Origin of the sequence: Wenzhouxiangella marina (assembly GCF_001187785.1) — a bacterium.
Taxonomy (GTDB): domain Bacteria; phylum Pseudomonadota; class Gammaproteobacteria; order Xanthomonadales; family Wenzhouxiangellaceae; genus Wenzhouxiangella; species Wenzhouxiangella marina.
This window is the reverse complement of record NZ_CP012154.1, coordinates 1911060-1936133: the sequence shown is the minus strand read 5'-3', so window position 1 is coordinate 1936133 and position 25074 is coordinate 1911060. Positions and strand designations below refer to the sequence as shown.

Below are 25074 nucleotides of genomic sequence, written 5' to 3'. Positions count from 1 at the left end.
GCTCAGGCGTTGCCGGCTTGCTCGCCAGCCTGCCCTTCGGCCAGACGCTGACGGAAGACAGCCTCGAAGTTGACCGGCTGGATCGGCGGCATGAAATAACCACCGGCGGCGACCATGTTCGAGATCTGGGTGCGGTTGTAGGGGAACAGCACGTTCGGGCACAGCACGTTGATCACGTAGGGCATCTGCTGCTCGCTGAAGCCGGCGAACTGGAAGATGCCGCCGTACTGGACCTCGCACAGGAAGGCGGTGTTTTCGCCCTGCTTGGCGGTCACGGTGACGCTCAGGATCACTTCCCAGCGATTGTCGTCGAGCTGGTTGGTGCGCTGCGACAGGCTCAGGTTCATGTCCGGCTGGCCTTCGGCGCCGTCCAGCTCCTGGGGAGACTTCGCTTCGTAGGAGGCGTCCTTGAGGAAGACGTGCTGGACGATCATCTGTGCCTCGCGGCTCTGTGCGTTCTCGCCCTGTGCGGCGCCCTGGTTTTCTTCTGCCATGATGCGTACTTTCCTTCGATTGGTTTTGAATCAGTCAGTGTTCGACCCTCGCTCACTCGGGGAGCGAAGGGCCGGGGCGACGGATCAGCCTTCGGCCGCTTCGGCCTTGCGCTTCTTGCCCGTCTTTTCCTTGCGCTTGTTCGAGCCCGAGCCCTTGGCGCGGCTCACCGGCTGCTGGTCAGCCAGCCACTGCGACAGTCCGCCCGCTAGGACGTTCACGTTGCTGAATTCCAGCTTGACCAGGCGGTTGGCCATCTGCGGTGCGACCTGATTGTTCTTGCAGTACAGGAGCACCGGTCGCTCGCGCCACTTGAGCAGCTCCTTGTTGCCGGCCTCGATGCGGGTCGGCGGCATGTTCAACGCGCCGATGATGTGACCCTTGGAGAAGTCGCTGCTGTTGGAGACATCGATGACCACCGTGTCGTCCTGATTGATCAGGCGCACGGCGGCCAGGGTGTCGAGTTCACGCCATTTGCGCCCGAGCCGAGCGACCTCGTAGGCCAGCCAGGCCACCAGCACCAGCACGAAGGCGGCGCTGAGAATCGGGTGGTTGCCGGCGAATTCCAGAACTTGCTGCATGGGTTGTCAGAGACTCGGACCAAAGCCGGCCATTATCCGCCATTTTGGCCCACCTTGCCAGCATCCGGGCTCGATCGTCCCGGATCGTCTGTGGGATAATCGCAGCCTGACCTGCGAACTGGATACCGTCCCCCCATGCCGCAACATCGCCCGCTCACCCTTCTCATCCTGGATGGCTGGGGCCATCGCGAAGCCGCGCCGGACAATGCCATCACGACGGCCGATACGCCCAACTGGGACGCGCTCTGGGCCAGCCAGCCCCACGCCCTGCTCCGGACCTCCGGCCTGGCGGTCGGTCTGCCGGAGGGCCAGATGGGCAACTCCGAGGTCGGCCACATGAACATCGGTGCCGGTCGAATCGTCTACCAGGAGTTGACCCGCATCGATCGGGCGATCGACTCGGGCGAGTTCGAAACCAACCCGGTGCTGCAGGAGACCCTGGACGCGGCGGCCCGATCCGGTGGTTGCGTGCACATCCTGGGCCTGCTCTCCCCCGGAGGTGTCCACAGCCACGAGCGCCATCTGCTGGCCACGCTGGACGCCGCTCTGGCCAATCCGGACATCCGGTCCGTGGCCGTGCATGCGTTCCTCGATGGACGTGACATGCCGCCCCGGAGTGCGGAACCGTCGATCGAGCAGCTCGAGCTCGCCGTTGAACGGGACCCGCGCGCGGCGATCGCCAGTGTCTCCGGCCGCTACTACGCCATGGACCGGGATCAGCGCTGGGACCGGGTCGAACGGGCCTGGAATGCCGTGGTCGAGGCGCGGGGCACGCAGGACCTGCCGAGCGCTTCGGAGGCACTCCGGCGCGCCTATGAAGCAGGACAGGACGATGAGTTCGTCGAGCCCGTGACGATCGCGGGCGGACACGCCATCGATGACGGCGACGTGGTGCTGTTCATCAACTTCCGGGCCGATCGTGCCCGCCAGCTGACCCAGGCCCTGATCGACCCGGACTTCGCCGGCTTCGAGCGCCGTCGCCCCGAGCTGGCGGCGATGGCGACCATGACCCGCTACCAGGCGGACTTTCCCTGCCCGGCCCTGTTCGAACCGGAACGCATGAAGGATCTGTTCGGGGAGGTGCTGGCCCGGTCCGGCCTGAAGCAGCTGCGCATCGCTGAAACCGAGAAGTACGCCCACGTCACCTACTTCTTCAACGGCGGCGAGGAAACGGTGTTCGAGGGCGAGGACCGTGTGCTGGTGCCCTCGCCGAAGGTCGCGACCTACGATCTTCAGCCGGAGATGAGCGCCCCCGAACTGAGCGAGCGTCTGTGCGCTGCGATCGCCGGTGGCGACTACGATGTCATCATCTCGAACGTCGCCAATCCGGACATGGTCGGTCATTCGGGGCGCTTCGAGGCGGCCGTGGCGGCCGTCGAGGCCGTCGATCGACTGCTGGGCCAGGTGCTCGACGCCATCCGGAATGCAGGCGGCGAACTGCTGATCACCGCCGACCACGGCAACGTCGAGCAGATGACCGATCCGGACACCGGCCAGGCGCACACGGCGCACACCCTCAATCCCGTGCCTTTCGTCTATGTCGGGCCGCGCGACTGCCGGATGGAGGCCGAGGGTTCCCTGCGCGACATCGCCCCCACCATGCTGGCCCTGCTGGGCCTGGAACGGCCCGAACGCATGACCGGCCGCCCCCTGGCGCATTGCGACGAGGCCGAAGCTCTGACGTGATGCGCCGCGCGCCGTTCCTGTCGGGGTTCGTCCTGCTGGGCCTTGGCCTGCTGGCATTCTCGTCGGCCAGCCAGGGCCAGTCGGAGGCCGAAGAGGCCGAACTGACGGCCCGTCTGGAGGCGGTGCGGGCCGAAATCGAAACGATCCGGGCCGGCCTGGCCGAAGCGCTGAGCGAGCGTGATTCCGAACTCGATCGCCTGGCCGAAGCCGACCGTGCGGTCTCCAGCGCCGAGCGTGACCGCCGTCGGACCGGCGATCGCATCGAGCAGACCGAGACCGACATCGGCGCGCTGGACTCGCAGGCCGAGGTCCTGGAGGGCCAGTTGGCCGATCATGCGCAGGGGCTGGCCAGGCAGCTGCGCTGGATCCATCGCCAGGGTAGCGATTCACGCCTCAAGCTGCTGCTCAACCAGGACGACCCTCGTCAGGTCTCGCGCCAGCTCGCCTATCAAGGGTATCTGTCGCGCCAGCGGGTGAACCTGATGGCCGAAATGCAGACGACCCTGGCGCGACTGGAGGAAACGCGGGAAGCGCTGTTGATCCAGCGTGAGCGCCTCCGGGAACTGGCACGAGAGCAGGATGCCAATCTTGCCCGTCTGCAGTCCGCTCGCACCGAGCGGGAAGCCGCACTCCGGGTCATCGAGGCGCGGGTTCAGTCCGACCAGGAGCGCCTGGCCGCCCTCGAACGCGACGAGCAGGAGCTGGCCAGCCTGCTCGACCAGCTCGCCGCCAGCCTCGCCGATATTCCACCCGAGGCCGACGTGCCGTCCCTGGCCGATCTCCGTGGCGCCCTGCCCTGGCCGCTGGAGGGACGTCCCCTGCACCGTTTCGGGCAGCAGCGGGCCGGCGAGCTGACCTGGAACGGTTGGCTGATTCCCGGCTCGCGCGGCGATGATGTCAGGGCCGTCGCCTACGGTCGCGTCGCCTATGCGGACTGGCTGCGGGGCTACGGTCTGATCCTGATCGTCGACCATGGCGATGGCTTCATGAGTCTCTACGCTCACAACGAAGCCTTGTTGCGCGACGTCGGTGACTGGGTCGGGCCCGGCGAGGTCATCGCCAGCGTCGGCAACAGCGGCGGCGTTCCGGAAACCGGCCTGTATTTCGAGCTGCGTCGTAATGGCGACCCGATCAATCCAGCCAGCTGGCTGCGCAACTGATGCGCGTGGCTCAGCCTCGTTCGCTGCTGTTCGGTGTCGGGTTGTCGCTGGCCTTGCTCTGTTCGATGGCAAGTCTGGCTCGTGCAGAGGCCGAACCCGAGGTCCCTGGCAGCGGTGGTCTGGATCTCGCGGACCTGAAGGCCTTCACCGAGGCCTGGGCAAGGATCAAGGAGCAATACGTGGAGCCGGTCGACGATCGACGCCTGCTGGAAGCGGCCCTGCGCGGCATGGTGGCCGAGCTCGATCCCCACTCTGCCTGGCTCGACAGGGCGCGCTTCGAAGAGGTCCAGGCCCAGGCCACGGGTCACTACGGGGGCCTGGGGATGCGCGTTTCGCCGCAGGAAGCTCATCTGCGCATCGAAAGCCTCACGCCGGGCTCGGCGGCCGAACTGGGCGGGCTGCGTGCCGGAGATCGCATCGTGGCTGTCGACGGCCGGCCGGTGGCAGGTCTGGATACGGACCGTTTGAGCCAGCTGCTCCGCGGCGAACCGGGCAGCCGCGTGCGCCTCGAGATCGAGCGTGGGCCTCGGGCCGAACGTCTGGCGATGGAGCTCACCCGCCAGATCATCCGACGCGACAGCGTGCATCGGGTGGATCTGAATGACGGACTGATGCTGATCGGGATCGACAGTTTCCAGCAGAGCACGCCGGCCGAGCTCGACCGGGCCCTGGCCTGGCTCGACGGCGACCCCTCCCTGCGTGGCCTGATTCTCGATCTGCGCGGCAATCCGGGCGGCATGCTGCAGTCTGCGATCGCGGTCGCTGATCGTTTTCTCGACGAGGGGCTGATCGTGCGCGCCGAAGGCCGCGGACCCGAGAATCAGGAGGAGTACGTCGCCGAAGCGGGCCAGTTCCGCTCCGATCTGCCGATGGCGGTCCTGATCGACGGCGAGACGGCCTCCGCCGCCGAGATCGTGGCGGCCGCGCTTCGGGATCATGGACGTGCGACCCTGATCGGCCAGACCAGCTACGGCAAGGCCTCGGTGCAATCGATCTGGCCGCTGCCGAACGGCTCCGGAATCCGTCTGACCACGGCGCGCTACCGAACGCCGTCGGGCCAGGTGCTGGAGGGTTCCGGTCTGGCGCCGGACCTGCCCGTGCCCGTGGCCGTCGACGATCCCCTGGACCGGGAGCTCGAACGGGCCATCGCCTGGCTGAATATGCAGCTCGAGGCGAACGCTACGCCATGATGGGATGCAGGCGCGTGTTGCTGTTCGTCCTTGCCAGCTTGCTGGTGACGGGCTTGGCCCGAGCAGAGGCCGAAGCGCCGGCGCGTATCGCGCTGGTGATCGACGACGTGGGTTACCAGTGGGATCTGGATCGTGCGCTGCTGGAACTGGATCCCCGCGTCGCCCTGGCGATCATTCCCGAAGGTCCGCATGCGCAGAGCCTGGCGCGCATGGCCTCGGAGCAGCAGCGCGAGGTGATGGTGCATCTGCCCCTGGGCGGGCTCGGCTACGACAATTGCCGTCTGGCCCTGACCTGCATCGGCATGGACTGGGACGAAGGCAGAATCCGTGAACATCTGATCGAGCAGCTGCGGCGCGTGCCCGGGGCCATCGGTCTGAACAATCACCAGGGCAGCCATTTCACCGGTAATGAGGAGGCAGTCAGACGCCTGGTCGGGGCGATCGTCGAGTTGGGGGATCAGTGGCTGGGGCGCTCACTGATCGTGCTCGACAGCCGGACGGTGCCGGGTACGAAGCTGGAAAGCGTGGCGCGCTCGCAAGGTCTGGCTGCACTGCGTCGGCGAGTGTTCCTGGATCACGACAACGCGCCGGAGGCGATCGCCAGCGCCTGGCAGGACCTGATCGATCTGGCCCGATACCACGGCAGCGCCATCGCCATCGGCCATCCGCGGCCGAATACCCTGGCCTTCCTCAGGCTCGCCCTGCCCTCGCTCGAGGCCGAAGGCGTCGAGCTGGTCACGATCAGCGATCTGGCGGCTTCCCTGGGCGCCGAATCAGAGCGGGCCACCGGGACGGTGACCGCGCCCTGAGTCCGGCTCGACCATGGCCCGGTCTACGACGACCGGGTCATGAACGAGACGGGCTGAGCCTTCAAGGATCCGTTCAGCCGTAGGTATAGCCGGCCTGCAGGCCGAGCGGAATCCCCAGGGCCCAGTAGATCAGCAGGAAGATCGTCCAGCCGACCGCCAGCATGATCGAGTACGGCAGCATCATCGAGATCAGCGTGCCGATCCCGGCGCCCTTGAAGTAGCGCTTGCAGAAGACCACGATCAGCGGGAAGTACGGCAGCAGCGGCGTGATGATGTTGGAGCTGGAATCGCCCACGCGGTACGCGGCCTGAGCCAGTTCCGGAGAGATGCCCAGCTGCATCAGCATCGGCACGAAGATCGGAGCGATGATCAACCATTTGGCCGAGGCCGATCCGACGAACAGGTTGACGAACATCGTCAGGCCGATGATGCCGACGATCGTGACCTGCGCCGGCAGACCCAGGCTGCCGAGCCAGCCAGCGCCGTTGACGGCGATCAGGATGCCGATGTTGGAGCTGTTGAAGGCGGCGATGAACTGGGCGGCAAAGAAGGCCATGACGATGTAGTAGCCCATCGATTCCATCGCCTTGCTCATGCCCGTGATGATGTCCTTGTGCGACTCGATCGTTCGGGCGGCATAGCCGTAGACCACGCCCGGAATCAGGAACAGGATGAAGATCAGCGGCACGATCGAACGCATCACCGGAGCCCCGAAGGAGGTGATGCTCTCGAACAGGGTCAGATCCGGGTTCGGGTCGCGCAGGGGCGAACCCGGCCAGAGGACGGCGGCGGCCAGCAGTGCGAAGCTCAGCACGATGCTGAAAGTGGCCCAGGACAGACCGCGGGACTCTTCCCGGCTCAGGGGTTCCAGGGTCGGCATGTCCGACATGTCGCCGTCGATCGGGGTGTCCTTGACCAGGCGCGGCTCGATGACCTTGTCCGTCAGCCACCAGCCGATGCCGATGATGAGCAGGCTGGACGCGCTCATGAAGAACCAGTTGGCCAGGGGGTTGACGTAGAGCTCGGGGTCGAGCACCTGCCCTGCCGCTTCCGTGATCCCGGCCAGCATCGGGTCGATGGCCGAGGGAATGAAATTGGCCGAGAAGCCCCCGGACACCCCCGCGAAGGCGGCGGCGATGCCGGCCAGCGGGTGGCGACCGGCCGCGTAGAAGATCACGGCGCCCAGCGGGATGACGACGACGTAACCCGCGTCGGCGGCCGTGTGGCTGACGATGGCCACCAGAATCAGCATGGGCGTCAGGAGACTGGCCGACGTCCAGCCCAGCAGCTTGCGAAGGGCGGCGTTGACGAAGCCCGTATGTTCGGCCACGCCGACACCCAGCAGGGCGACGAGAACGATGCCCAGCGGCGCGAAATTGACGAAGACCGAGACCATGTTGACCATGAAATTGGCCAGCTGGTCGCCGGAAAGCTGATTGATCACATTGATCGGTTCGCCAGTGCTCGGATGCACGGCCGTGAAGGTGAACTGGGCCAGGAAGGCCGAGGCGATCCAGACGGCGATCATCAGCAGGAAGAACAGGACCGCCGGGTCGGGCAACTTGTTGCCGACCACTTCGATCACGTTCAGGCTGCGTTCGAGGAAGCTGCGCTGCTTGTTATCGGGGCTGGAATTCTGCGAGGAAGTCGAAGCGTTGCTGTTGTTGTTTTCCATTGTCGGTCGCCAAAGGGGCCTCGTAACCAGGCCGGAACCTTAGCACAGGCAACCCCACCCGACCAGCGTCTGCCGAACGGTGGATGGAAATGCCTCAGGAGCGCTTGCGCGGGGCGCCAACGGGTAGTGGCGTGACCTTCTCTCCGCTCTTGGAATCGCGGATGACGCAATTGCCCCGCTTGCGGACCTTCTCGATCCGGACCACGGCATGGGCCGGCAGATGCATCACTTCGACGTCGGCGAATTCCTCGCGCATCCGCTCCTCGGTGGGGTCGATGACCACCGAATCCCCATCGTCGAAGATCAGTTCGGAAATCTCGATGAAACCGTAGGCCAGTTCGCTGCCATGGACCTTGCCGCAGAACAGCTCGTAGACCTGTCCCTGGTTGAAGAAGGTGATCTTGTACATCGCTCGCACTCCGGTGTCAGTCATCGCGCAATCGCAGGTTGGCCTGGCCCGGGATGAGGCGCAGGAACAGCGCCGCGATCAGTCCGAACAGAAAGCCGGCCACGTGTGACCACCAGGCCACGTCACCCGACATGGGGCCGAAGACGCTGAACAGCAATTGCAGCGCGAACCAGGAGCCGATGACCAGCAGTGCCGGCACGCGGGCGAACTGCAGGTACAGGCCCAGCGGGAGCCACAGCCCCATTCGACGATCCGGAAACAGCCCGAGGTAGACCCCGATGATGGCCGAAACACCGCCGCTGGCGCCGACGACGGGCCGCGTGCTGTCTCCGAGCTGCCAGGCCACGACCAGGTTGGCCAGGGCGCCGAGTAGCACGAAGAGGAGTCCGAAACGAAGATGGCCGACCGCGCGCTCGACGGTCAGGCCGAAGACCCAGAGATAGGCCAGATTGCCGACGAGATGTAGCCAGTCGACGTGCACGAACAGGGCCGAGATCAGATGAAGCATGGGCCGCTGCAGCCACTGTCCCAGGGGTTGTGCGATGATCTGGCTGATCTCGGCGGGCACGAAGGCCAGCGCGTCGAGCCAGAAGGAGGCCGAGGGCCTGGCCAGGCTGGCCAACGTGGCCACGACCAGACAGACCGAGCCGATGAGAATCAGCACGCCGGGCCAGACCGGCGTTCGAGGCCGGCCTCGGGACCAGCGCCGCTGCCTCACGGTTCGAGCAGGAAGCGGTAGTCGCGGAAATCGACGACGGCACCTTCGCGGCGGATATCGACCAGTCGCGCACCCTCGACCAGTTCGTCGCCGGCCACGAATCGCTCTCCGTTGATCAGGACGAAGCGGTCTTCGGGGCGCTCGGCGAAGACATGGATATTCAGTGCCAGGGCCGGCATGTTGCGCCGCACGGACAGGGGCAGTTCCCAGGCATGCACGTACTCGGCCGCTTCGGGCGTCCAGGGCGCGGTGCTCTCCGCAGCTCCGGGAGCCGCCTCCGAGGCCAGGCTCGGATCGGTAGGCATGGGCTGGATTTCGCCCCGATCCCGCGGCGCCGGCATGCTCTCCGCTTCGGCGGATGCACCACCGTCCGCCCGCGCCTTCTCTTCACTGGTCGCCGGTTCCTGCATCGCCAGTTCTCGACGTCGAGCGGCTTCGCGCAGGCGTTCCTGGATGCGCGCGGCTTCGGCCGGATCCGGTGCGCTGAGCTGGGGACGCTCCGGCGCCTGGGCGACGACCCGTGTACCGCCTTGCTGGGGAACGGCCTGTCGGCGTGCGGCGTTGATGGCCGGGTCCACCGGCGTGTCGACCTCGCCCGAGGACTCCGCCTCGGCAAGGGCCGCATTGCGGGCAGCGCGTTCGGCAACGAGCTGTCGCGAGCGCTCCCTGGCCGCGGCCAGTCGCTCGAGCCTGGCCTGTGCTTCTTCCGGATCGGTCACCACGCGTTCTCGCAAGGTGTCCGCGTCCATTCGCTGCGAATCCGGTTCGGGAATGGCAGGATCCGTTGGGGCCGGCCGGCGCCCTTCGGGACTGTCGGATTGGACCCCGGCGACCGCTGGCAGTGCAAGCTCGGGCGGCTCGGGAAGATCGCCCTCCGCGCCGGTCCAGGCCTGCCACTGACGCTCGAGGGGCTCGCGCTGGAAATAGGCCAGCGAAACGATCACGGCCAGGGCAATGAGCCCGATCCAAAGGCCGCGACCGCGACGCTCCCTCGGCGCGGGAAGTTCTGCTGCGGTGGACGCGGTGCTCAGATCCGGATTCTGGCTCATGCGCCGCCGACTATCGGACTTTTTCAAGGCGTCGAGAATGAAGGACACGCTGACTTACACTCCGTCAAGACTGGTGGCAAGGCTGGGCCCGCTCTCATGCGGTACGCCCAGATGCAGGCGGGTCGCCGGTCCGATCATGCCGTCGACCGTCAGACCGTGCAGGCGTTGGAAGCGACTGACCCAGGCCGCGAAATCATCATCATAGCGAGCATCGATCGAACCGGTCCACTCCAGTTCGGGCACGCGGCTGGCCAGTTGTTTCATCTGCGCGACACGAGGCGATTCGTCACCGACTCGCAGGATCTCGCCCCGATCGGGCCAGACCACGTAGAACTCGCCAAGCCAGCGCCGATCCAGCTGGCCGATGGGAACCCGGTACTCCTGCCCCCGATGACTCAGCAGGGCCTGATGCTCGTTCAGTCCGACCAGCACCAGCAGCGCGGGTTCATCGGCGCCCAGGCGAAGGATCACCGGGAGTCCCAGGCGCTGGATGAACCGCCAGCTCCCCCGTTCGAGGCGACAGGCGGCCTGTTCGTCGACCTCCCCGGCGCAAGCCCGGAGGATCGATTCGGCGTCGAGTTCCGGCCACTGACTGGCCAGTTCCGACGCGGCGAGGCTCATGTCGGCCTCGTCCAGAATCGTCATCCAGGCAGGCCGGGTGCCGGGGGCTTCCCGTTCGCTGGTCTTGAGCATGGTCCAGCTCAGGGCGCCGCCCCCGGCCAGGATCAGGAGCACGACGATCGTGGCCAGCACGCCTCGCAGCCAGCCGCTTCCTTCGTCCCAGGCATCGCCGGCAACTTCGCGGGCCGCTTCGTGCACCGTGTGCGCGTCGATCCGCTCCAGTTCATGGGCGTAGCCGGCCATCAGGGCTCGATCGGCGATGATGTTGATCAGACGAGGGACACCGCCGGAGGCATGGAACAGCGCCTTCATCGCGTCTCGGCTGAAGGGACAGCGCTCGGCACCGGCCACGGCCAGGCGATGGCGAATGTAGTGCTCGCATTCGTTCTGATTAAGTGGATCGAGGTGATAGCGAGCCGTGATCCGCTGCGCCAGCTGGCGTAGCTCGGGGCGGGCCAGCAGCAGGCGCAGCTCCGGCTGGCCGAGCAGGATGATCTGCAGCAGCTTGTCGGTGTTCGTCTCGAGGTTGGTCAGCAGGCGAATCTGCTCGAGACCCTCACGGCTCATGTTCTGCGCTTCGTCGATGATCAGCACGACGCGCTCGCCGCGGGCATGGCAATCGAGCAGGTAATGATTGAGCCGGCTCTGCAGGTCCTGCAGGCCTCCGACCCCTTCGAGGTCGATCTCGAGTTCGGCGCAGATCGCCCGCAGCAACTCCGGCGGGTCGAGCATCGGATTGAGAATCAGGGCGATGCGCGTATGCTCCGGCACCTGCTCGAGCAACAGGCGACAGAGCGTGGTCTTGCCCGTCCCGACTTCGCCGGTCAGCTGTACGAAGCCGCCGCTGCCGCCCTGCCCGACGCCGTAGAGCAGATGCGCCAGGGCGTCCTGATGGCGCTGGCTCAGATAGACGAAACGCGGATTCGGCGTGATCGAGAACGGTCGCTCGTCGAGTCCGTAGAACTGTTCGTACATGGCAGCTGTCGGGGTCCGGAGGCTTGAGCGTCTAGTCGTCGGACAACGCCAGCAGCGAAGCGTTGCCTCCGACGGCCGCCGTGTTGATGGTCCGGGTCCGCTCCACGCACATGCGGGCCAGGTAGTGCGGGCCGCCGGCCTTCGGGCCGGTGCCGGACATCGCCTCGCCGCCGAAGGGCTGCACACCGACGACGGCGCCGGTCATGTTGCGGTTGACGTAGGCGTTGCCCACTCGCACGCGCTGCATGATGTAGTCCTGGACCCGGTCGATGCGGCTGTGGATGCCGAGCGTCAGGCCGAAGCCGGTGGCATTGATGTCGTCGATCAGGCGATCGAGGTCGCGTCCCCTGAACCGAACCACGTGCAGGATCGGCCCGAACACTTCGCCGTCGAGCTGATCGATGCGATCGATCTCGAAGGCGACCGGAGCGAACCAGTGCCCTTCCGGAAGATCCTGAGGAAGCCGGGCTCGGGCGATCAGGCGCGCTTCCCGCTCCATGCGTTCGGCGTGCTGCTCGAGCATGCGCTTCTGCTTGCCGTCGATGACCGGACCCACGTCACTGGCCAGCAGGCCGGGCTCGCCGATCGTGAGCTCGCGCATGGCACCGGCGAGCATGGTCAGCAAGCGATCCGCGATCACGTCCTGAACGCAGAGGATGCGCAACGCCGAACAGCGCTGGCCGGCGGACAGGAAGGCCGAACTGATGACGTCGCGCACCACCTGCTCGGGCAGGGCCGAGGAGTCCACGATCATGGCGTTCTGGCCACCGGTCTCGGCGATCAGCATGGCCAGTGGCCCGGTCCGCTCGGCAAGCGACTGGTTGATCTTGCGCGCCGTGTCCGTGGAGCCGGTGAAGGCCACGCCCGACAGGCGGACGTCCCGGGTCAATCGGGCCCCCAGTTCGCGTCCGCCGGGAAGACAGTACAGGACATCGTCCGGCACCCCGGCCTGGTGCATCAGTTCGACCGCGCGATGGGCGATGAGCGGTGTCTGCTCGGCCGGTTTCGCGATGACGCTGTTGCCGGTGACCAGGGCGGCGACGATCTGGCCGGTAAAGATCGCCAGGGGAAAGTTCCAGGGGCTGACGCAGAGCATGACGCCGCGGCCATGCAGATGCAGCTCGTTGCGCTCGCCCGTGGGGCCCGTCAGCACCTCGGGCTCGGCCATCTGGCGGCGGGCTTCAGCGGCATAGTAGCGACAGAAGTCCGCGGCCTCCCTGACCTCCGCGATGCCGTCGCGAAGGGTCTTGCCGGCTTCGCGAACGCACAGGGCCATCAGTTCGGCGCGATGTTCCTCGAGAAGATCGGCCAGTCGTTCGACGATGGCCGCTCGCGCCTCGACACCCTGCTCATCCCAGGTCAGCTGGGCGCGCATGGCCGTGCCGATCACCGCTTCGATGCAGTCGGTCGAGGTCCAGCGTACCTGGCCGACTTCGCGCCGCCGATCGCTCGGGCTGAGCACCCGCTCCGCGTCCTGCTCGGCGATGGCGCCCTGACCCAGTGGATGGGCCTGCCACTGCCGTTGGGCGAAGGCGTCCATCGCCGTCTTCAAGGCATCCAGAGCGGGTCGTTGCGCGAAGTTGATGCCCGAGGAATTACTGCGGTGCTCGCCGTAGATGGCGCGCGGCGCGGGAATCTTCGGGTGCGGAATCTGCTCCAGGGCGAGCAGCTGCTGAACCGGATCGGTCACGACCTCCTCGGGCGGCAGCTTCTCGTCGACGATCCGGTTGACGAAGGAGGTGTTGGCCCCGTTCTCGAGCAGGCGTCGCACGAGATACGGCAGCAGGTCCTTGTGATTGCCGACCGGAGCGTAGACTCGACAGGCTGCATTGTAGGTCTCGTCGTCGAGGACTTCTTCGTAGAGCTCCTTGCCCATGCCGTGCAGCCGCTGGTATTCGTAATCGCGCGAATCGCCGGCCAGCTCGGCAATGGCCGCGATGGTGTGTGCGTTGTGGGTGGCGAACTGCGGGTAGAAGGCATCCGGCTGTTCCAGCAGGTGTCGGGCACAGGCCAGATAGCTCAGGTCGGTGTTCGACTTGCGCGTGAAGACCGGATAACCCGGCAGGCCCTCGACCTGGGCAAGCTTGATTTCCGTGTCCCAGTAGGCCCCCTTGACCAGGCGGATCGGAATGCGGTGGCCGGTCGAGCGAGCGCGATCGGCCAGCCAGTCGATCGCCGCCCAGGCACGGCGCTGGTAGGCCTGGAGGGCCAGGCCGAGGCCGTTCCAGCCGTTCAGTTCCGGGTCGGCCAGGACGCGCTCGAAGACCTCGAGCGAAAGCATGAGGCGGTCGGCTTCTTCGGCATCCACGGTCAGAGCGATGCCCTGCTCGCGGGCCAGGCGCGCCAGATCACGCAGCACCGGCGTCATTTCGGCGAGTACGCGATCCCGTTTCGCCTGTTCGTAGCGGGGATGCAGGGCCGACAGTTTCACCGAAATACTGGGGGCGGCGTAGATCGAATCCCCGCCAGCCTGCGCGCCGATGGCCCGAATCGCGTCCTCGTAGGCCTGCCGGTAGCGTTCCGCATCTTCCGCGGTCAGCGCGGCTTCACCCAGCATGTCGAAGGAATAACGAAAGCGTCGGTTGGCCTTCTTGGCCGCGCGGTCCAGCGCGTGCTTGATGGTGCGGCCCATCACGTACTGGTGGCCCATGATGCGCATGGCCTGACGAATGGCCTGTCGGACCACGGGTTCGCCCGATTTGTTGGCGATCTTGGCCAGCGTGGTGCCGATGGCGCGGCTTCGGCTCTCGCCGACCTTGACGAGCTTGCCGGTCAGCATCAGGCCCCAGGTCGAGGCGTTGACGAACAAGGAATCACTCTTGCCGAGATGGGCTTCCCAGTCGGCGTCGGCGAGCTTGTCGGAAATCAGCTTCTCCGCCGTGTCGCTGTCGGGAATCCTGAGCAGGGCCTCGGCCAGGCACATCAGAACCACGCCCTCCTTCGAGCTCAGGTCGTACTCGCGCATGAAAGCCTCCATGGCGCCGGCATCCTTGCTGCGCCTGCGCACCTGGCGAACGAGATCGGTTGCGCGCGCTCGGATATGACGTCGACGCTCATCGGACAGATCGAGGCGCTCGGCGAGGGCCCTGACCTGCTCCGTTTCGTCGACATACCAGGCTTCATCGAGCCGGCGGGTCCGTTCATCGGTCGCTTCGATACGGTCCAGAACGAAGGCGGAATCGGGCTTCAACATGCTCATCTCGAACGATTGCTGATAAAGTCCGCGAGTGTACCGCAGCCAGGCCGGTGCGGGGGCCGGGCCGGCGCCCGGCGAGCGGCAGTACATTGACGCAAGTGAAGAATTTGCTTTGCCGCTCCTGCCGTGCTTCGGCTACAATATCGTGCGTTTCTGATGCACTACCTCGACCTCCATCTCGCCCTGCCATGATCGAAGTCGTTCGCAACCCGGAACATTCCGGTTTCGACATCGTCGAGTTGAAATCGAATCTTTCGATTTCGCTGGACAGGCTGGCCGCGATCTTTCTGGGCCTGAGCGCGGTCACGCTGCTGGTCGCTGTCGGACCGATGATCCTCGGGCTCTGGCCGGTAATGGTCATCGCGGTACTCCATCTGCTGGCCGTGGGACTCTGCCTTCGGCTGGCCTGGCGGGGACACTGGGCTCGCCAGCGATTGCAGATCGGCCCCGGAGTGCTCCGGGTCGATCACGACACGCAGGCCGGCCGTCAGAGCAGCGAGTGGCCGCTGGCCTGGGTCAAGGTGGTCGTGGAGCGAGGTCGACTGGGGGATGCCCGGGTGTTCCTCAGCTGCCAGGGGAAGCGTCAGGAAGTCGGCGGATTTCTATCCGTCGACGAGCGGCTCGAAGCCGCGCAGGAGATCAAGAAACGCATCGGGCCAATGTCGGCCTGGACGCATGACAATCAACCACAGGTGAGTTTGGGATGAAGAGAACCAACGAACTGATCGTCGCGCTGGCGGTCATGGCCGTGATCGTGGTCGTGACCTGGGGCCTGTTCGCCGTCGGGGACAACATGTCCGAGGGCGTCACCCCGTTCAGCAAGGACGTCTATCAGCTGCACAACCAGATTCTGGGAATCGTGACGATCATCGGTGTGCTGGTGTTCACCGCGATGTTCACCTCGATCATCGTGCATCGGAAATCGCGTGGCCACGAGCCGGCCAAGTTCTCCCATTCGACGAAGGCCGAAATCCTGTGGACGGCCATCCCGGTGCTGATCCTGGTGGTCATGGCGATCCCCTCGACGCGGGTCCTGATCGACATGGAGTCGACGGGCGGTGCCGAGATGAACATCAAGATCACCGGCTATCAGTGGCTGTGGAAGTACGACTACATCGAAGATGGCGTCAGCTTCTATTCCGCACTGGATCGGGACAGCAACCGGGTTCGCCAGATCGGCTCCGGCGAGGCGCCCGAGTCGGTGGACAACTACCTGCTCAACGTCGACAACCGTCTCGTGGTGCCGGTCAACACCAAGATTCGCTTCCTGCTGACCTCGGATGACGTGATCCACAGCTGGTGGGTCCCTGCCCTGGGCTGGAAGCGCGACGCGATTCCGGGAATGATCAACGAGGCCTGGACCCTGATCGAGGAGGAAGGCACCTACCGTGGTCAGTGCGCCGAATTGTGCGGCAAGGACCACGGCTTCATGCCGATCGTGGTCGAGGCGGTCTCCCGCGAGGCCTACGACGCCTGGGTGGCCGAGCAGCGGCAGGCGATCGCCGCCACCGCGCAGGAGTCCAGCCGCCTGTGGACGCGCGCCGAGTTGATGGATCACGGCGCCGGTGTGTATGAAGCACAGTGTGCGGCCTGCCATCAGGCCGATGGCTCCGGCCTGCAGCCGGCCTTCCCGGCGCTGGCCATGAACGGTGAGCCGACGGGTCAGCTGGAAGACCATCTGCGGGTGGTGCTGGACGGCCGGGAGGGAACGGCCATGACCGGTTTCCGTGGACGTCTGGAGCCGCAGGACATTGCCGCCGCGCTGACCTACGCGCGCAATGCGTGGAGCGACGAGGAAGGCGAAATCATCCAGCCCTCCATGGTCGCTGAACTGGATCAGGGTTGATCCGGGGGCCACTGGCTAAATCAATCGAGGATTGAATAGATTATGAGTCACGACATCACTGCCGAACACGACGAGCACCACGGCCCTCACCACACCGGTCTGGCCCGCTGGGTGTTCTCGACCAACCACAAGGAGATCGGGACCCTGTACCTGGTCTTCTCGCTGATCATGTTCCTGATCGGCGGCGCCATGGCCCTGGTGATCCGAGCCGAGCTGTTCGCGCCCGGCCTGCAGCTGGTCAACCCCGAATTCTTCAACCAGATGACCACCATGCACGCCCTGGTGATGATCTTCGGGGCGGTCATGCCGGCCTTCGTGGGCCTGGCCAACTGGATGGTGCCGCTGATGATCGGCGCCCCCGACATGGCCCTGCCGCGCATGAACAACTGGTCCTTCTGGATCATGCCCTTCGCCTTCACCCTGCTGCTGGCGACCCTGTTCATGCCGACCGGCGCGCCGGCTTCCGGCTGGACCCTGTATCCGCCTCTGTCCCTGCAGGGCGGCAACAGCCTGGCCTTCGTGATCTTCGCCATCCACCTGATGGGCATCTCGTCGATCATGGGCGCGATCAACATCATCGCCACGATCCTGAACATGCGTGCCCCTGGCATGACCCTGCTGCGCATGCCGCTGTTCGTCTGGACCTGGCTGATCACGGCCTTCCTGCTGATCGCGGTGATGCCGGTTCTGGCCGGTGCCGTGACCATGCTGCTGACCGACCGTTTCTTCGGCACCAGCTTCTTCAGCGCCGCCGGTGGTGGTGACCCGGTCCTGTACCAGCACATCTTCTGGTTCTTCGGGCATCCGGAGGTCTACATCATGATCCTGCCGGCCTTCGGGATCGTGTCCGAGATCATCCCGACCTTCTCGCGCAAGCGCCTGTTCGGCTACACCTCGATGGTCTACGCCACCGCATCGATCGCCTTCCTGAGCTTCATCGTCTGGGCTCACCACATGTTCACCGTGGGCATGCCGCTGGGCGCGATGCTGTTCTTCATGTACGCCACGATGGTGATCGCCGTACCGACGGGCGTGAAGATCTTCAACTGGGTCTCCACCATGTGGCGCGGCTCGATGACCTTCGAAACGCCGATGCTGTTCGCACTGGGTTTCGTGGTGCTGTTCACCATCGGTGGCTTCTCCGGCCTGATGCTCGCCATCGTGCCGGCGGACTTCCAGTACCACGACAGCTACTTCGTGGTGGCCCACTTCCACTACGTCCTGGTGACGGGTGCGATCTTCGCGATCATGGCCGGGGTGTACTACTGGCTGCCCAAATGGACGGGGCACATGTACAACGAGACCCTCGGCAAGGTCCATTTCTGGTGGTCCACGATCTGGATCAATGTGCTGTTCTTCCCGCAGCACTACCTGGGCCTGGCCGGCATGCCGCGTCGTATCCCCGACTACGCCGTGCAGTTCGCGGAGTTCAACATGATCTCCTCGATCGGTGGATTCATGTTCGGCATCGGCCAGCTGCTGTTCGTCTACATCATCTGGAAGTGCGCTCGTGGCGGCGAGAAAGCCACGGCCCAGGTGTGGGAAGGCGCGCGTGGTCTGGAGTGGACGGTGCCCTCCCCGGCTCCGCTGCACACCTTCGACACGCCGCCGGTCGTCGACGACAGCGTCGCCGTCCACAAGGACAACCTGGCCTGATCGGTCGGAGTGAATGACGTGAGTTCCACCGAGCAACAGGACTCGAAGCATCAGCGCCGTGGGGTGATCCGCACGGTGCTGGTGCTCCTCGTCGTCGTCTTCGGCATCTACCTGGCCTTCATCGGCCGGGCATTCATGAACGTGTCGGGTACCGGTTCATGAGTCAGTCCATGGGTACCGCTCGTACGGCGGGTCTGCTGACGCTCGTGGCCATCGGCATGTTCGGCTTCGGCTACCTGCTGGTGCCGCTCTACGACAAGTTCTGCGAGATCACCGGGATCGGCGGTCGAACCGCCGAGACCGCGGTAACCGAAACGCTCAGCACCGAGATCGATGAGTCGCGCCTGGTGACGGTGCACTTCGATGCGAACGTCAATTCGGGCCTGCCCTGGGCCTTCGAGCCGACCGAGCGCATGATGCAGGTGCATCCGGGCAAGATGTACGAGACGGTCTACATCGCGCACAATCGCTCGGATCGCACCCTGGTGGCGCAGGCCGTACCCAGCGTCGCTCCGGGCCTGGCCTCGCTCTACTTCAACAAGACCGAGTGCTTCTGCTTTACCGAGCAGGTCCTCGAGCCGGGCGAGAGCCGCGAGATGCCGGTGCGTTTCTTCGTCGGTTCGGATCTGCCCGAGCGGACCGATCTGATCACCCTGAGCTACATCATCTACCCCAATAACGACGCCAGCGACGCGCTGGCCGCTACGAACTAGAGAATCGAGGGAGCCCTCATGGCACAAGGCAATTACTACGTCCCCCACACCGCGAAGTGGCCGATCGTCGGCTCGATCGGCTTGTTCATCATGATGATCGGCGCCGCTAACTGGCTGAACGAGGCCAGTTCCGGCCCGTGGTTCTTCGCAGCAGGTGCTGCGGTCGTGATCACCATGATGTTCGGCTGGTTCGCGGAAGTGATTCGGGAATCCGAAGCCGGCATGTACAACTCGGCGGTCGATACCTCGTTCCGCCAGGGCATGATCTGGTTCATCTTCTCAGAAGTCATGTTCTTCGCCGCCTTCTTCGGCGCTCTGTTCTACGCTCGCATGTTCGCCGTGCCGTGGCTGGGTGGCGAGGGCACGGGCGCGATGACCAACCAATTCCTCTACCCGGGCTTCGAGGCCGTCTGGCCGACGAATGGTCCGGCGGAGATGGGTGGTTCCTTCCAGACCATTTCCGGCTTCGGTCTGCCGCTGGTCAATACCCTGCTGCTGCTGACCTCCGGTGTGACGATCACGATGGCTCACTGGGCGCTGAAGCGTTCCCAGCGCGGCGCCCTGATCGCCTGGATGATCGCCACCATCCTGCTCGGTGTGGTCTTCCTGTACGTTCAGATGTATGAATATGCTCACGCCTACAAGGACCTGGGGCTGACCCTGGGTTCGGGGATCTATGGTTCGACCTTCTTCATGCTGACCGGATTCCACGGTCTGCACGTGACCGTCGGCGCGATCATGCTGACCGTGATCACCGTGCGCTGCGCCATGGGCCACTTCACCAAGAAGAACCACTTCGGCTTCGAGGCTGTGGCCTGGTACTGGCACTTCGTCGATGTCGTCTGGCTTGGCCTGTTCATCTTCGTCTACATCGTCTGATGCCGATCACCGGGTCGCCCCGCTCGGCGACCCGGATCCTCTGTTTGCCGGGGCACTGCCCTGGCAGGCAAGGCGCTCTCGCCAGCTTCCCTTTTCATCCTCTTCAGTGATGCGTTCGAGCAGGCCTTCGGCTTCCAGTCGGGCCAGCGCGGCTTCGATCGTGGTGACCGGCAGGCCGGTTTCACTGGCCAATTCTCCGGATCTTCCTGCCCCCAGATAGCGAACCCGCCCGAGTAGCAGACGGGCCAGGGCTTCGTCGGCATCCGCATCCGGCCTGGGCCTTTGAGCTCGGCTGAGAAACGGCCCGATCGTGGCCTTCGGCCAGACCGCCAGCACCTGGGACAGACGTTCCAGTGCGACCCAGAAGCGCCGCTGACCGTCAGGTCGGACCACCAGGGCCGCGCAACTCGAACTCAGACCACGGAATGAGGCTGCAGCACCCGCTCGCTCGCCCTCGTCCACGCGCAGGTAGCCGAACTGGTTCAGAGCGCTCATCAGACCTCGGGCCGTAGCCAGCTCCTCGGGCGGGCGTGCGAAGGTAGCGGCGCTTCCTCGATTCCTGGCCGGTGTCTCGAAGCTGCGAGTTCGGCGTTCCTCGGCCGCGGCCGGGTCGAGGAAGCTCGAGCGCGGCGCATGGATCATGGCTTCGGAGAGCAGCGAGGGCTGCTGACGGTCCACACAATGGACCTCACAGGTGCCGGACTCGATCGAGCGGTACAGGGCGATCAGTCCCGGCAGGTCCATGTGTTCTTCAAGGCAATCGCGCATCGCCTGTCGAACCAGCGGGTGGTCCGGAATCCTGCGCTCGCCGGAGAGATTCTCCAGACAGGCCAGCTGGTCGGGAAAGATGCGGGCGATCAGGTTCTCGGTCTGACTTCGCTGCAGTTGGGCTGGAACCCTGCCGCGCAGGTCGCGGCGGGCGATGGCGAGCGCGTTATTGGCGCACCAGCGCAGTCGAGTCTGGAAGATCGGTGTATCGAGGAGGGCCTGGGTCAACACGGGCTCGATGCTGCTTGCCGTCAGCCAGCGGATCACGTCCTCCAGGGCGAAGCTGTGCACCGCACCGAGGGAAATCAGCACGCCGTTGTCGGTGGCGGCGGCCTGCAGCTCGAAATTGAAGCCCCGGCAGAAACGTTTCCGCAGGGCTAGGCCCCAGCCACGATTCAGGCGAGCTCCGAACAGGCTGTGCAGAACGAGATGCTGATCCCCGCCCGGGTCGTAGAATCGTTCGATCACGATCCGTGTCGCACTCGGCAGACGTCCCAGCTGCTGGCGGCTGGTCTCCAGCCATTGGCCCAGTTCTCCGGGCTGGGAATCGGAGGCGTCCATGATGCCCTGGACACGCCTGGACAGCGCTTGACTGCGACCGGCGCCGTCGCCGAACCAGAAGGGGAGATTCGGTGCCTCGTCCTCGCTGGCTTCAACTTCGACGTGGCCAGGCCCGATGCGCAGGATTCGCCAGCTCTGGCCACCGAGGCTGAGGACCTGTCCCGGTGAGGACTCGAAGGCGAACTCCTCGTCCAGGCGGCCCAGCAGGCGGCCCTTGTCGCTGATGACTTCGTACTCGAACCATTCGGGAATCGTGCCGGCGTTGACCAGGCTGAGGCGATCGATCCATTCGCTGGCCTCGAGGCGGTCGCGGTCCAGGCGCTGGAGCGGGCCACGGCCGGTCTCCCGACCGGGCACGAAACCGTCGTGCAGCATGTCGATCACGGCATCGAGGGTTTCGAGCTCCAGGGCCCGGAAGGGCCAGGCTCGACGAAAGCGCTGCAGCAGGACCTGGATCCGCCCCTCCCCGGTGGCGACTTCGGCCAGCAGCTGCTGGGCGAGCACGTCCTCGCTGATGGAACGTGGCTGAACGGGATCGATGTCGGACTGGTCGAGCGCCGATTCCATGGCTGCCAGATCCAGGCGATCGGACAGGCTGAGCGGAAAGGCGTGGATTCGACCGAGCTCACCGGGCCGGTGACGGGCGCGACCGGCGCGCTGTCGAAAGGTGTTGATGGACTGGCAGCTGCCGATCTGGCAGACCCGCTCGAGGGGGCCGATATCGATACCGAGTTCGAGTGAGGATGAACACACGACCACTTTCAGCGTTCCGCTCTTGAGCCCCTGTTCGACCACCTGCCGCCGATCGTGTCCGAGGCTGCCATGGTGAGAGGCGACCCGATCCTCGCCCAGGGCGTCCGCCAGCCGATGCCCGAGGCGTTCGACCAGGGCACGCGTGTTGCAGAAGACGAGCATCGTGCCCGCCTGCTCGGCCAACTCGATGAGGCGTGCTTCGATGAAGGCCCAGTGCAGCTGCCCCGCGAAATGGCCCAATGGCAGGGGCGGGGTTTCGATCCGGAGCGACGGGCTCTGCGGGGCACCCCAATCGACGATTCGACAATCGCGCCCCTGCCCGACCAGAAAGCTTGCCACGCGCTCCAGAGGACGGGCCGTCGCGGACAGTCCGATGCGTTGTATCGGCCGATTGACGAGGGCCTGAAGTCGCTCCAAGGACAGGCTCAGGTGATCGCCGCGCTTGTTCTCGATGAGCGCATGGACCTCGTCGATGATGACGGCCTCGACGCCGGCCAGCATGGACCTTCCCCCTCGACTGCCCAGCAGGACGAACAGGGACTCCGGCGTGGTCAGCAACACATCGGGCGGCCGGCGCCGCTGAGCGGCCCGCTCTCGCGGGCTCGTGTCGCCCGTTCGGAGGCCGATGCTCAGGCCTTCGGCCGGGCCACTGTTCGGTCCGATCATCCGCTCGAGCATGCTTTGGGCCATGTCCCGGGACAGGGCGCGGAGCGGCGAGAGGTAGAGGAGACGAACGCGCCGCTCGCCCGACTGCGGCGCTCGGTGCAGGCGATCGAGGAGGGGCAGCCAGGCCGCCAGGGATTTTCCGGCGCCGGTCGGGGCACTGATCAGTACGTGTTCGCCGGCCTGGATTCTCGGCCAGGCTTCACGCTGGATCGGGGTGGGTTCGTCGAACGCTGCCTGGAACCAGGCTCGGGTCTTCGGGCTGAAGGTCGACGGCAGCATGCCTTCATTATGCCGTTCAGCGGCCGATCACGTCCTCCCACGACGCCGAGATCAGCCACCAGTCATCGTCATCCAGGCGCCAGCCCGTTTCCACCTGGATCCAGCGCCCCTCGTCCGGCAACAGCCCGCTGCCACCGGTCAGCACGGCCTGAAAGCTTGCCGTGGCCCGCTCGCCCCCGTGAAGCTCTACATCGATATCGATCAGTCGCGCCCGAACCCGTTCATGGGCGCGCATCTCACGCTGCAGCAGCAGGCGCAGAGCGCGTTGGTCGAGGTTCCAGGTCTCACCGTTGAAGTCCTCGGCCAGGGGGGCCAGTACGGCCCGGACATCCCCTTCGGCCAGGGCCTCGGTCATTTCTCCCAGGCGGGCACGGATGCGTTCTTCGGATGGCGGAGGCGGCGCGCAGGCGCTCAGCAGCAGAACGATGGCCAGCCATCCGCCGTGCCGAAGGGTACCCGGACTCACGCCTCGCTGTCTTCGGCCAGATAGGACTCGAGCAGGCGGCCGGCGACCACGATCAGGTCGTATTCGGTGACCAGGCCCACCAGCTTGCCGTCCTTGACCACGGGCAGGCAGCTCAGGCGTTTCTCCCGCATCATGCGGATCGCCTCGACGGTGGTCGTCTCGGGAGTCACCGACAGGGGTTCGGTGTGCATGATGTCGCGAACCATGGTGGTCTGCCCTGCCCGGCCGCCGCGGGCGACCAGGCGAAGCAGTTGCCGATGTGAGACCAGGCCGAGCAGGTGTCCGGAATCGTCCTCGACGGGCACGTGTCGAACGTAGCGCCATTCCATCAGACTCGCCGCGAAATCCACGATGTCATCCGGGCGGACCGTGAACAGATCCGTGGCCATGAACTGCCCGACGGTGCGGTAGCTGTCGCGCCAGTCCTGGCTGGGTGAGAACTCGGCCAGTTCCCAGTCGGCGACGCAGTCGCCGCGCTCCTGCTGATCGATCATGCTGTTGGTCAGGGCGCGCAGGCATTCGTGATCGCTCGCCTTGCCGCGCATGGCATCGAGGGAGGCGAGTTGCCAGCGGGCGCCCGTCCGACGGCTCTTGACCCGTTTCTCGACGGTGCCGATGTAGCGATCGATGTCGGCAGCGTCGATGCCGCTGTCGGCCAGGCCATCGCGGGCCAGCGGCAGCAGGATTTCGAGCAGCAGTTCCTGGGCCGTCATCTGGCGCTCGTCGAACCAGATCTGCTGTGCGCGCAGACCCTCGCGAGCGGCGGCGATGAAATTGGCCTTGACGTCGGCGAACTGGAGCTTGTCCCGGATGTCGGATTCGCGGCGCGACAGCGCGGCCATCATGCCGAAGAAGAACGCGGCGTTGGCGATCTCATCGAGCACCGTGGGGCCGGAAGGGATGACCCGGTTCTCGATCCGGAGATGCGGCTTGCCGTTGTCGGAAATCCCGTAGCAGGCGCGATTCCAGCGGTAGACCGTCCCATTGTGCAAACGCAGCGCATTGAGCTTGGGCGCTTCTCCGCGTGCCACCTTGCCGATCGGGTCGTCTTCGAATTCGGTGGTCAGAATGACCCGGAAGCGTGCGATGTCTTCCTTGAAGATCTCGATCACCGACTCCTCGACCCATTGATCTCCGAAATGCACCCTGGGCTTGTGACCGCGCGCCGCATGGGCTTCGGAGCGCGCATCGATGGAGTGCTCGAACACCGCGATCCGGCTTTCGTGCCAGAGACGCTTGCCGAGGAGGATGGGCGAATTGACACAGGCCGCCAGCAGCGGGCCGGTGACGGCCTGGGCGATGTTGTACAGGTGCGCGAATTCGTCGGCCCCGACCTGGAAATGGATCTGGAAGCTCGTATTGCAGGCTTCGAGCATCAGGTTGTCGAGCTTGAAGTTGAGCTGGTCGATGCCCTTGATGTTGATCTGGAAATGGCTGCCTCGCAGCCGCAGCAGGGCCTCGTTGAGCGCGAAGTAGCGCGCCGTCGGGACCATCGCATCCAGGCTGAGGTGGTCCCGGGTCAGGGTTGGAAGGATTCCTACCAGGGCGATGCGGCTCTCCACCTCGGCGGCCTTCTCCCGGGCGATCGCGCACACTTCCTCGGTCTCGGCCTCCATCTGCCGCAGGCAGTCGCCACCGAGCTCCAGGGGCGAGAGATTGGCCTCGAGATTGAACAGGCCGAGCTCATGGGTGAAGCGGGGATCGTCGATGCGCTCGAGGATCTGCATCGCGGTCAGGGCCGGGCGGGCCGCGCGATCCACCAGGAACATTTCCTGCTCGGCACCGATCCGGCGAATGCCCGACTCGAACATGCCGTTCTCGTGCATGTCCTCCAGCGCTCGAACCTCGTCGAGGAGTGCCTTCATGAAGGCGCGGCGGGTATTCTCGTCCGAGCCCTGATCTACGTTTTGCTCACCCATATCCGGG

21 protein-coding genes are annotated in these 25074 nt (G+C 65.4%); 10 read left to right on the top strand and 11 right to left on the bottom strand.

Going from position 1 to position 25074, the window contains the following annotated elements:
- Positions 1 to 2: 2 nt before the first annotated feature.
- Positions 3 to 494 (bottom strand): protein-export chaperone SecB, encoded by a 492-nt coding sequence (gene secB / locus WM2015_RS08110; RefSeq protein ID WP_049725571.1) that lies wholly within the window; start codon positions 492 to 494, stop codon positions 3 to 5.
- An 84-nt stretch (positions 495 to 578) separates the two neighbouring features.
- The gene (locus WM2015_RS08105) at positions 579 to 1073 is read right to left on the bottom strand and encodes a rhodanese-like domain-containing protein (RefSeq protein WP_049725570.1); all 495 of its coding nucleotides are present in this window, start codon (positions 1071 to 1073) and stop codon (positions 579 to 581) included.
- Between the two features lie 135 nt (positions 1074 to 1208).
- Between WM2015_RS08105 and gpmI the strand changes: the two genes are divergently transcribed.
- Genes gpmI through WM2015_RS08085 form a run of 4 tightly spaced genes read left to right on the top strand, consistent with a single transcriptional unit; the run spans position 1209 to position 5918 of the window.
- A complete protein-coding gene (gene gpmI / locus WM2015_RS08100) occupies positions 1209 to 2759 on the top strand; it encodes a 2,3-bisphosphoglycerate-independent phosphoglycerate mutase (protein ID WP_049725569.1) in 1551 nt (516 codons plus the stop codon).
- Positions 2759 to 3919, top strand: coding sequence for a murein hydrolase activator EnvC family protein (locus WM2015_RS08095; protein ID WP_049725568.1), 1161 nt, complete (start codon positions 2759 to 2761; stop codon positions 3917 to 3919). The genes gpmI and WM2015_RS08095 overlap by 1 nt, the downstream gene beginning before the upstream one ends.
- On the top strand, positions 3919 to 5109 hold the full coding sequence (locus tag WM2015_RS08090; RefSeq protein ID WP_049725567.1) for a S41 family peptidase: 1191 nt from the start codon (positions 3919 to 3921) through the stop codon (positions 5107 to 5109). Before WM2015_RS08095 ends, WM2015_RS08090 begins: the two co-directional genes overlap by 1 nt.
- 14 nt (positions 5110 to 5123) lie before the next feature.
- A complete protein-coding gene (locus WM2015_RS08085) occupies positions 5124 to 5918 on the top strand; it encodes a divergent polysaccharide deacetylase family protein (RefSeq protein WP_169751127.1) in 795 nt (264 codons plus the stop codon).
- Between the two features lie 73 nt (positions 5919 to 5991).
- On the opposite strand, the gene WM2015_RS08080 is transcribed toward WM2015_RS08085, so the two are convergent.
- The 6 genes from WM2015_RS08080 to putA form a co-directional block, all read right to left on the bottom strand.
- On the bottom strand, positions 5992 to 7593 hold the full coding sequence (locus WM2015_RS08080; RefSeq protein ID WP_049725565.1) for an AbgT family transporter: 1602 nt from the start codon (positions 7591 to 7593) through the stop codon (positions 5992 to 5994).
- Positions 7594 to 7687: 94 nt separating this feature from the next.
- Positions 7688 to 8026 carry a DUF1820 family protein gene (locus WM2015_RS08075; protein WP_049725564.1) on the bottom strand — a complete coding sequence of 113 codons (339 nt, stop codon included), beginning with the start codon at positions 8024 to 8026 and terminating at the stop codon, positions 7688 to 7690.
- Complete coding sequence (locus WM2015_RS08070; protein WP_156201001.1) at positions 8019 to 8666, bottom strand: rhomboid family intramembrane serine protease; 648 nt, start codon at positions 8664 to 8666, stop codon at positions 8019 to 8021. The genes WM2015_RS08075 and WM2015_RS08070 overlap by 8 nt, the downstream gene beginning before the upstream one ends.
- A gap of 50 nt (positions 8667 to 8716) precedes the next feature.
- Positions 8717 to 9769 carry a general secretion pathway protein GspB gene (locus tag WM2015_RS08065; RefSeq protein ID WP_049725563.1) on the bottom strand — a complete coding sequence of 351 codons (1053 nt, stop codon included), beginning with the start codon at positions 9767 to 9769 and terminating at the stop codon, positions 8717 to 8719.
- 54 nt (positions 9770 to 9823) lie between these two features.
- Positions 9824 to 11365 carry an ExeA family protein gene (locus WM2015_RS08060; protein ID WP_049725562.1) on the bottom strand — a complete coding sequence of 514 codons (1542 nt, stop codon included), beginning with the start codon at positions 11363 to 11365 and terminating at the stop codon, positions 9824 to 9826.
- A 31-nt stretch (positions 11366 to 11396) separates the two neighbouring features.
- Positions 11397 to 14558 carry a bifunctional proline dehydrogenase/L-glutamate gamma-semialdehyde dehydrogenase PutA gene (putA, locus tag WM2015_RS08055; protein WP_082169880.1) on the bottom strand — a complete coding sequence of 1054 codons (3162 nt, stop codon included), beginning with the start codon at positions 14556 to 14558 and terminating at the stop codon, positions 11397 to 11399.
- 191 nt (positions 14559 to 14749) lie between these two features.
- Between putA and WM2015_RS08050 the strand changes: the two genes are divergently transcribed.
- The 6 genes from WM2015_RS08050 to WM2015_RS08030 are packed head-to-tail and all read left to right on the top strand — an operon-like array spanning position 14750 to position 19655.
- A complete protein-coding gene (locus WM2015_RS08050; protein ID WP_049725561.1) occupies positions 14750 to 15268 on the top strand; it encodes a DUF2244 domain-containing protein in 519 nt (172 codons plus the stop codon).
- Positions 15265 to 16407, top strand: coding sequence for a cytochrome c oxidase subunit II (gene coxB / locus WM2015_RS08045; RefSeq protein WP_049725560.1), 1143 nt, complete (start codon positions 15265 to 15267; stop codon positions 16405 to 16407). Before WM2015_RS08050 ends, coxB begins: the two co-directional genes overlap by 4 nt.
- Positions 16408 to 16449: 42 nt before the next feature.
- A complete protein-coding gene (ctaD, locus tag WM2015_RS08040) occupies positions 16450 to 18063 on the top strand; it encodes a cytochrome c oxidase subunit I (protein ID WP_049725559.1) in 1614 nt (537 codons plus the stop codon).
- An 18-nt stretch (positions 18064 to 18081) separates the two neighbouring features.
- Complete coding sequence (locus WM2015_RS15855; protein ID WP_156200999.1) at positions 18082 to 18225, top strand: hypothetical protein; 144 nt, start codon at positions 18082 to 18084, stop codon at positions 18223 to 18225.
- A gap of 8 nt (positions 18226 to 18233) precedes the next feature.
- Positions 18234 to 18776, top strand: a complete 543-nt coding sequence (locus WM2015_RS08035; protein ID WP_211260916.1) for a cytochrome c oxidase assembly protein — start codon at positions 18234 to 18236, stop codon at positions 18774 to 18776.
- An 18-nt stretch (positions 18777 to 18794) separates the two neighbouring features.
- On the top strand, positions 18795 to 19655 hold the full coding sequence (locus tag WM2015_RS08030) for a cytochrome c oxidase subunit 3 (protein WP_049725557.1): 861 nt from the start codon (positions 18795 to 18797) through the stop codon (positions 19653 to 19655).
- 6 nt (positions 19656 to 19661) lie between these two features.
- Here WM2015_RS08030 and WM2015_RS08025 read toward each other — a convergent pair whose 3' ends face one another.
- Genes WM2015_RS08025 through WM2015_RS08015 form a run of 3 tightly spaced genes read right to left on the bottom strand, consistent with a single transcriptional unit; the run spans position 19662 to position 25067 of the window.
- On the bottom strand, positions 19662 to 22682 hold the full coding sequence (locus WM2015_RS08025; RefSeq protein WP_049725556.1) for a DEAD/DEAH box helicase: 3021 nt from the start codon (positions 22680 to 22682) through the stop codon (positions 19662 to 19664).
- Positions 22683 to 22698: 16 nt separating this feature from the next.
- Positions 22699 to 23148 (bottom strand): Cif family virulence factor, encoded by a 450-nt coding sequence (locus WM2015_RS08020; RefSeq protein ID WP_049725555.1) that lies wholly within the window; start codon positions 23146 to 23148, stop codon positions 22699 to 22701.
- Complete coding sequence (locus tag WM2015_RS08015; RefSeq protein WP_049725554.1) at positions 23145 to 25067, bottom strand: glutamate-cysteine ligase family protein; 1923 nt, start codon at positions 25065 to 25067, stop codon at positions 23145 to 23147. Before WM2015_RS08015 ends, WM2015_RS08020 begins: the two co-directional genes overlap by 4 nt.
- Positions 25068 to 25074 lie beyond the last annotated feature (7 nt).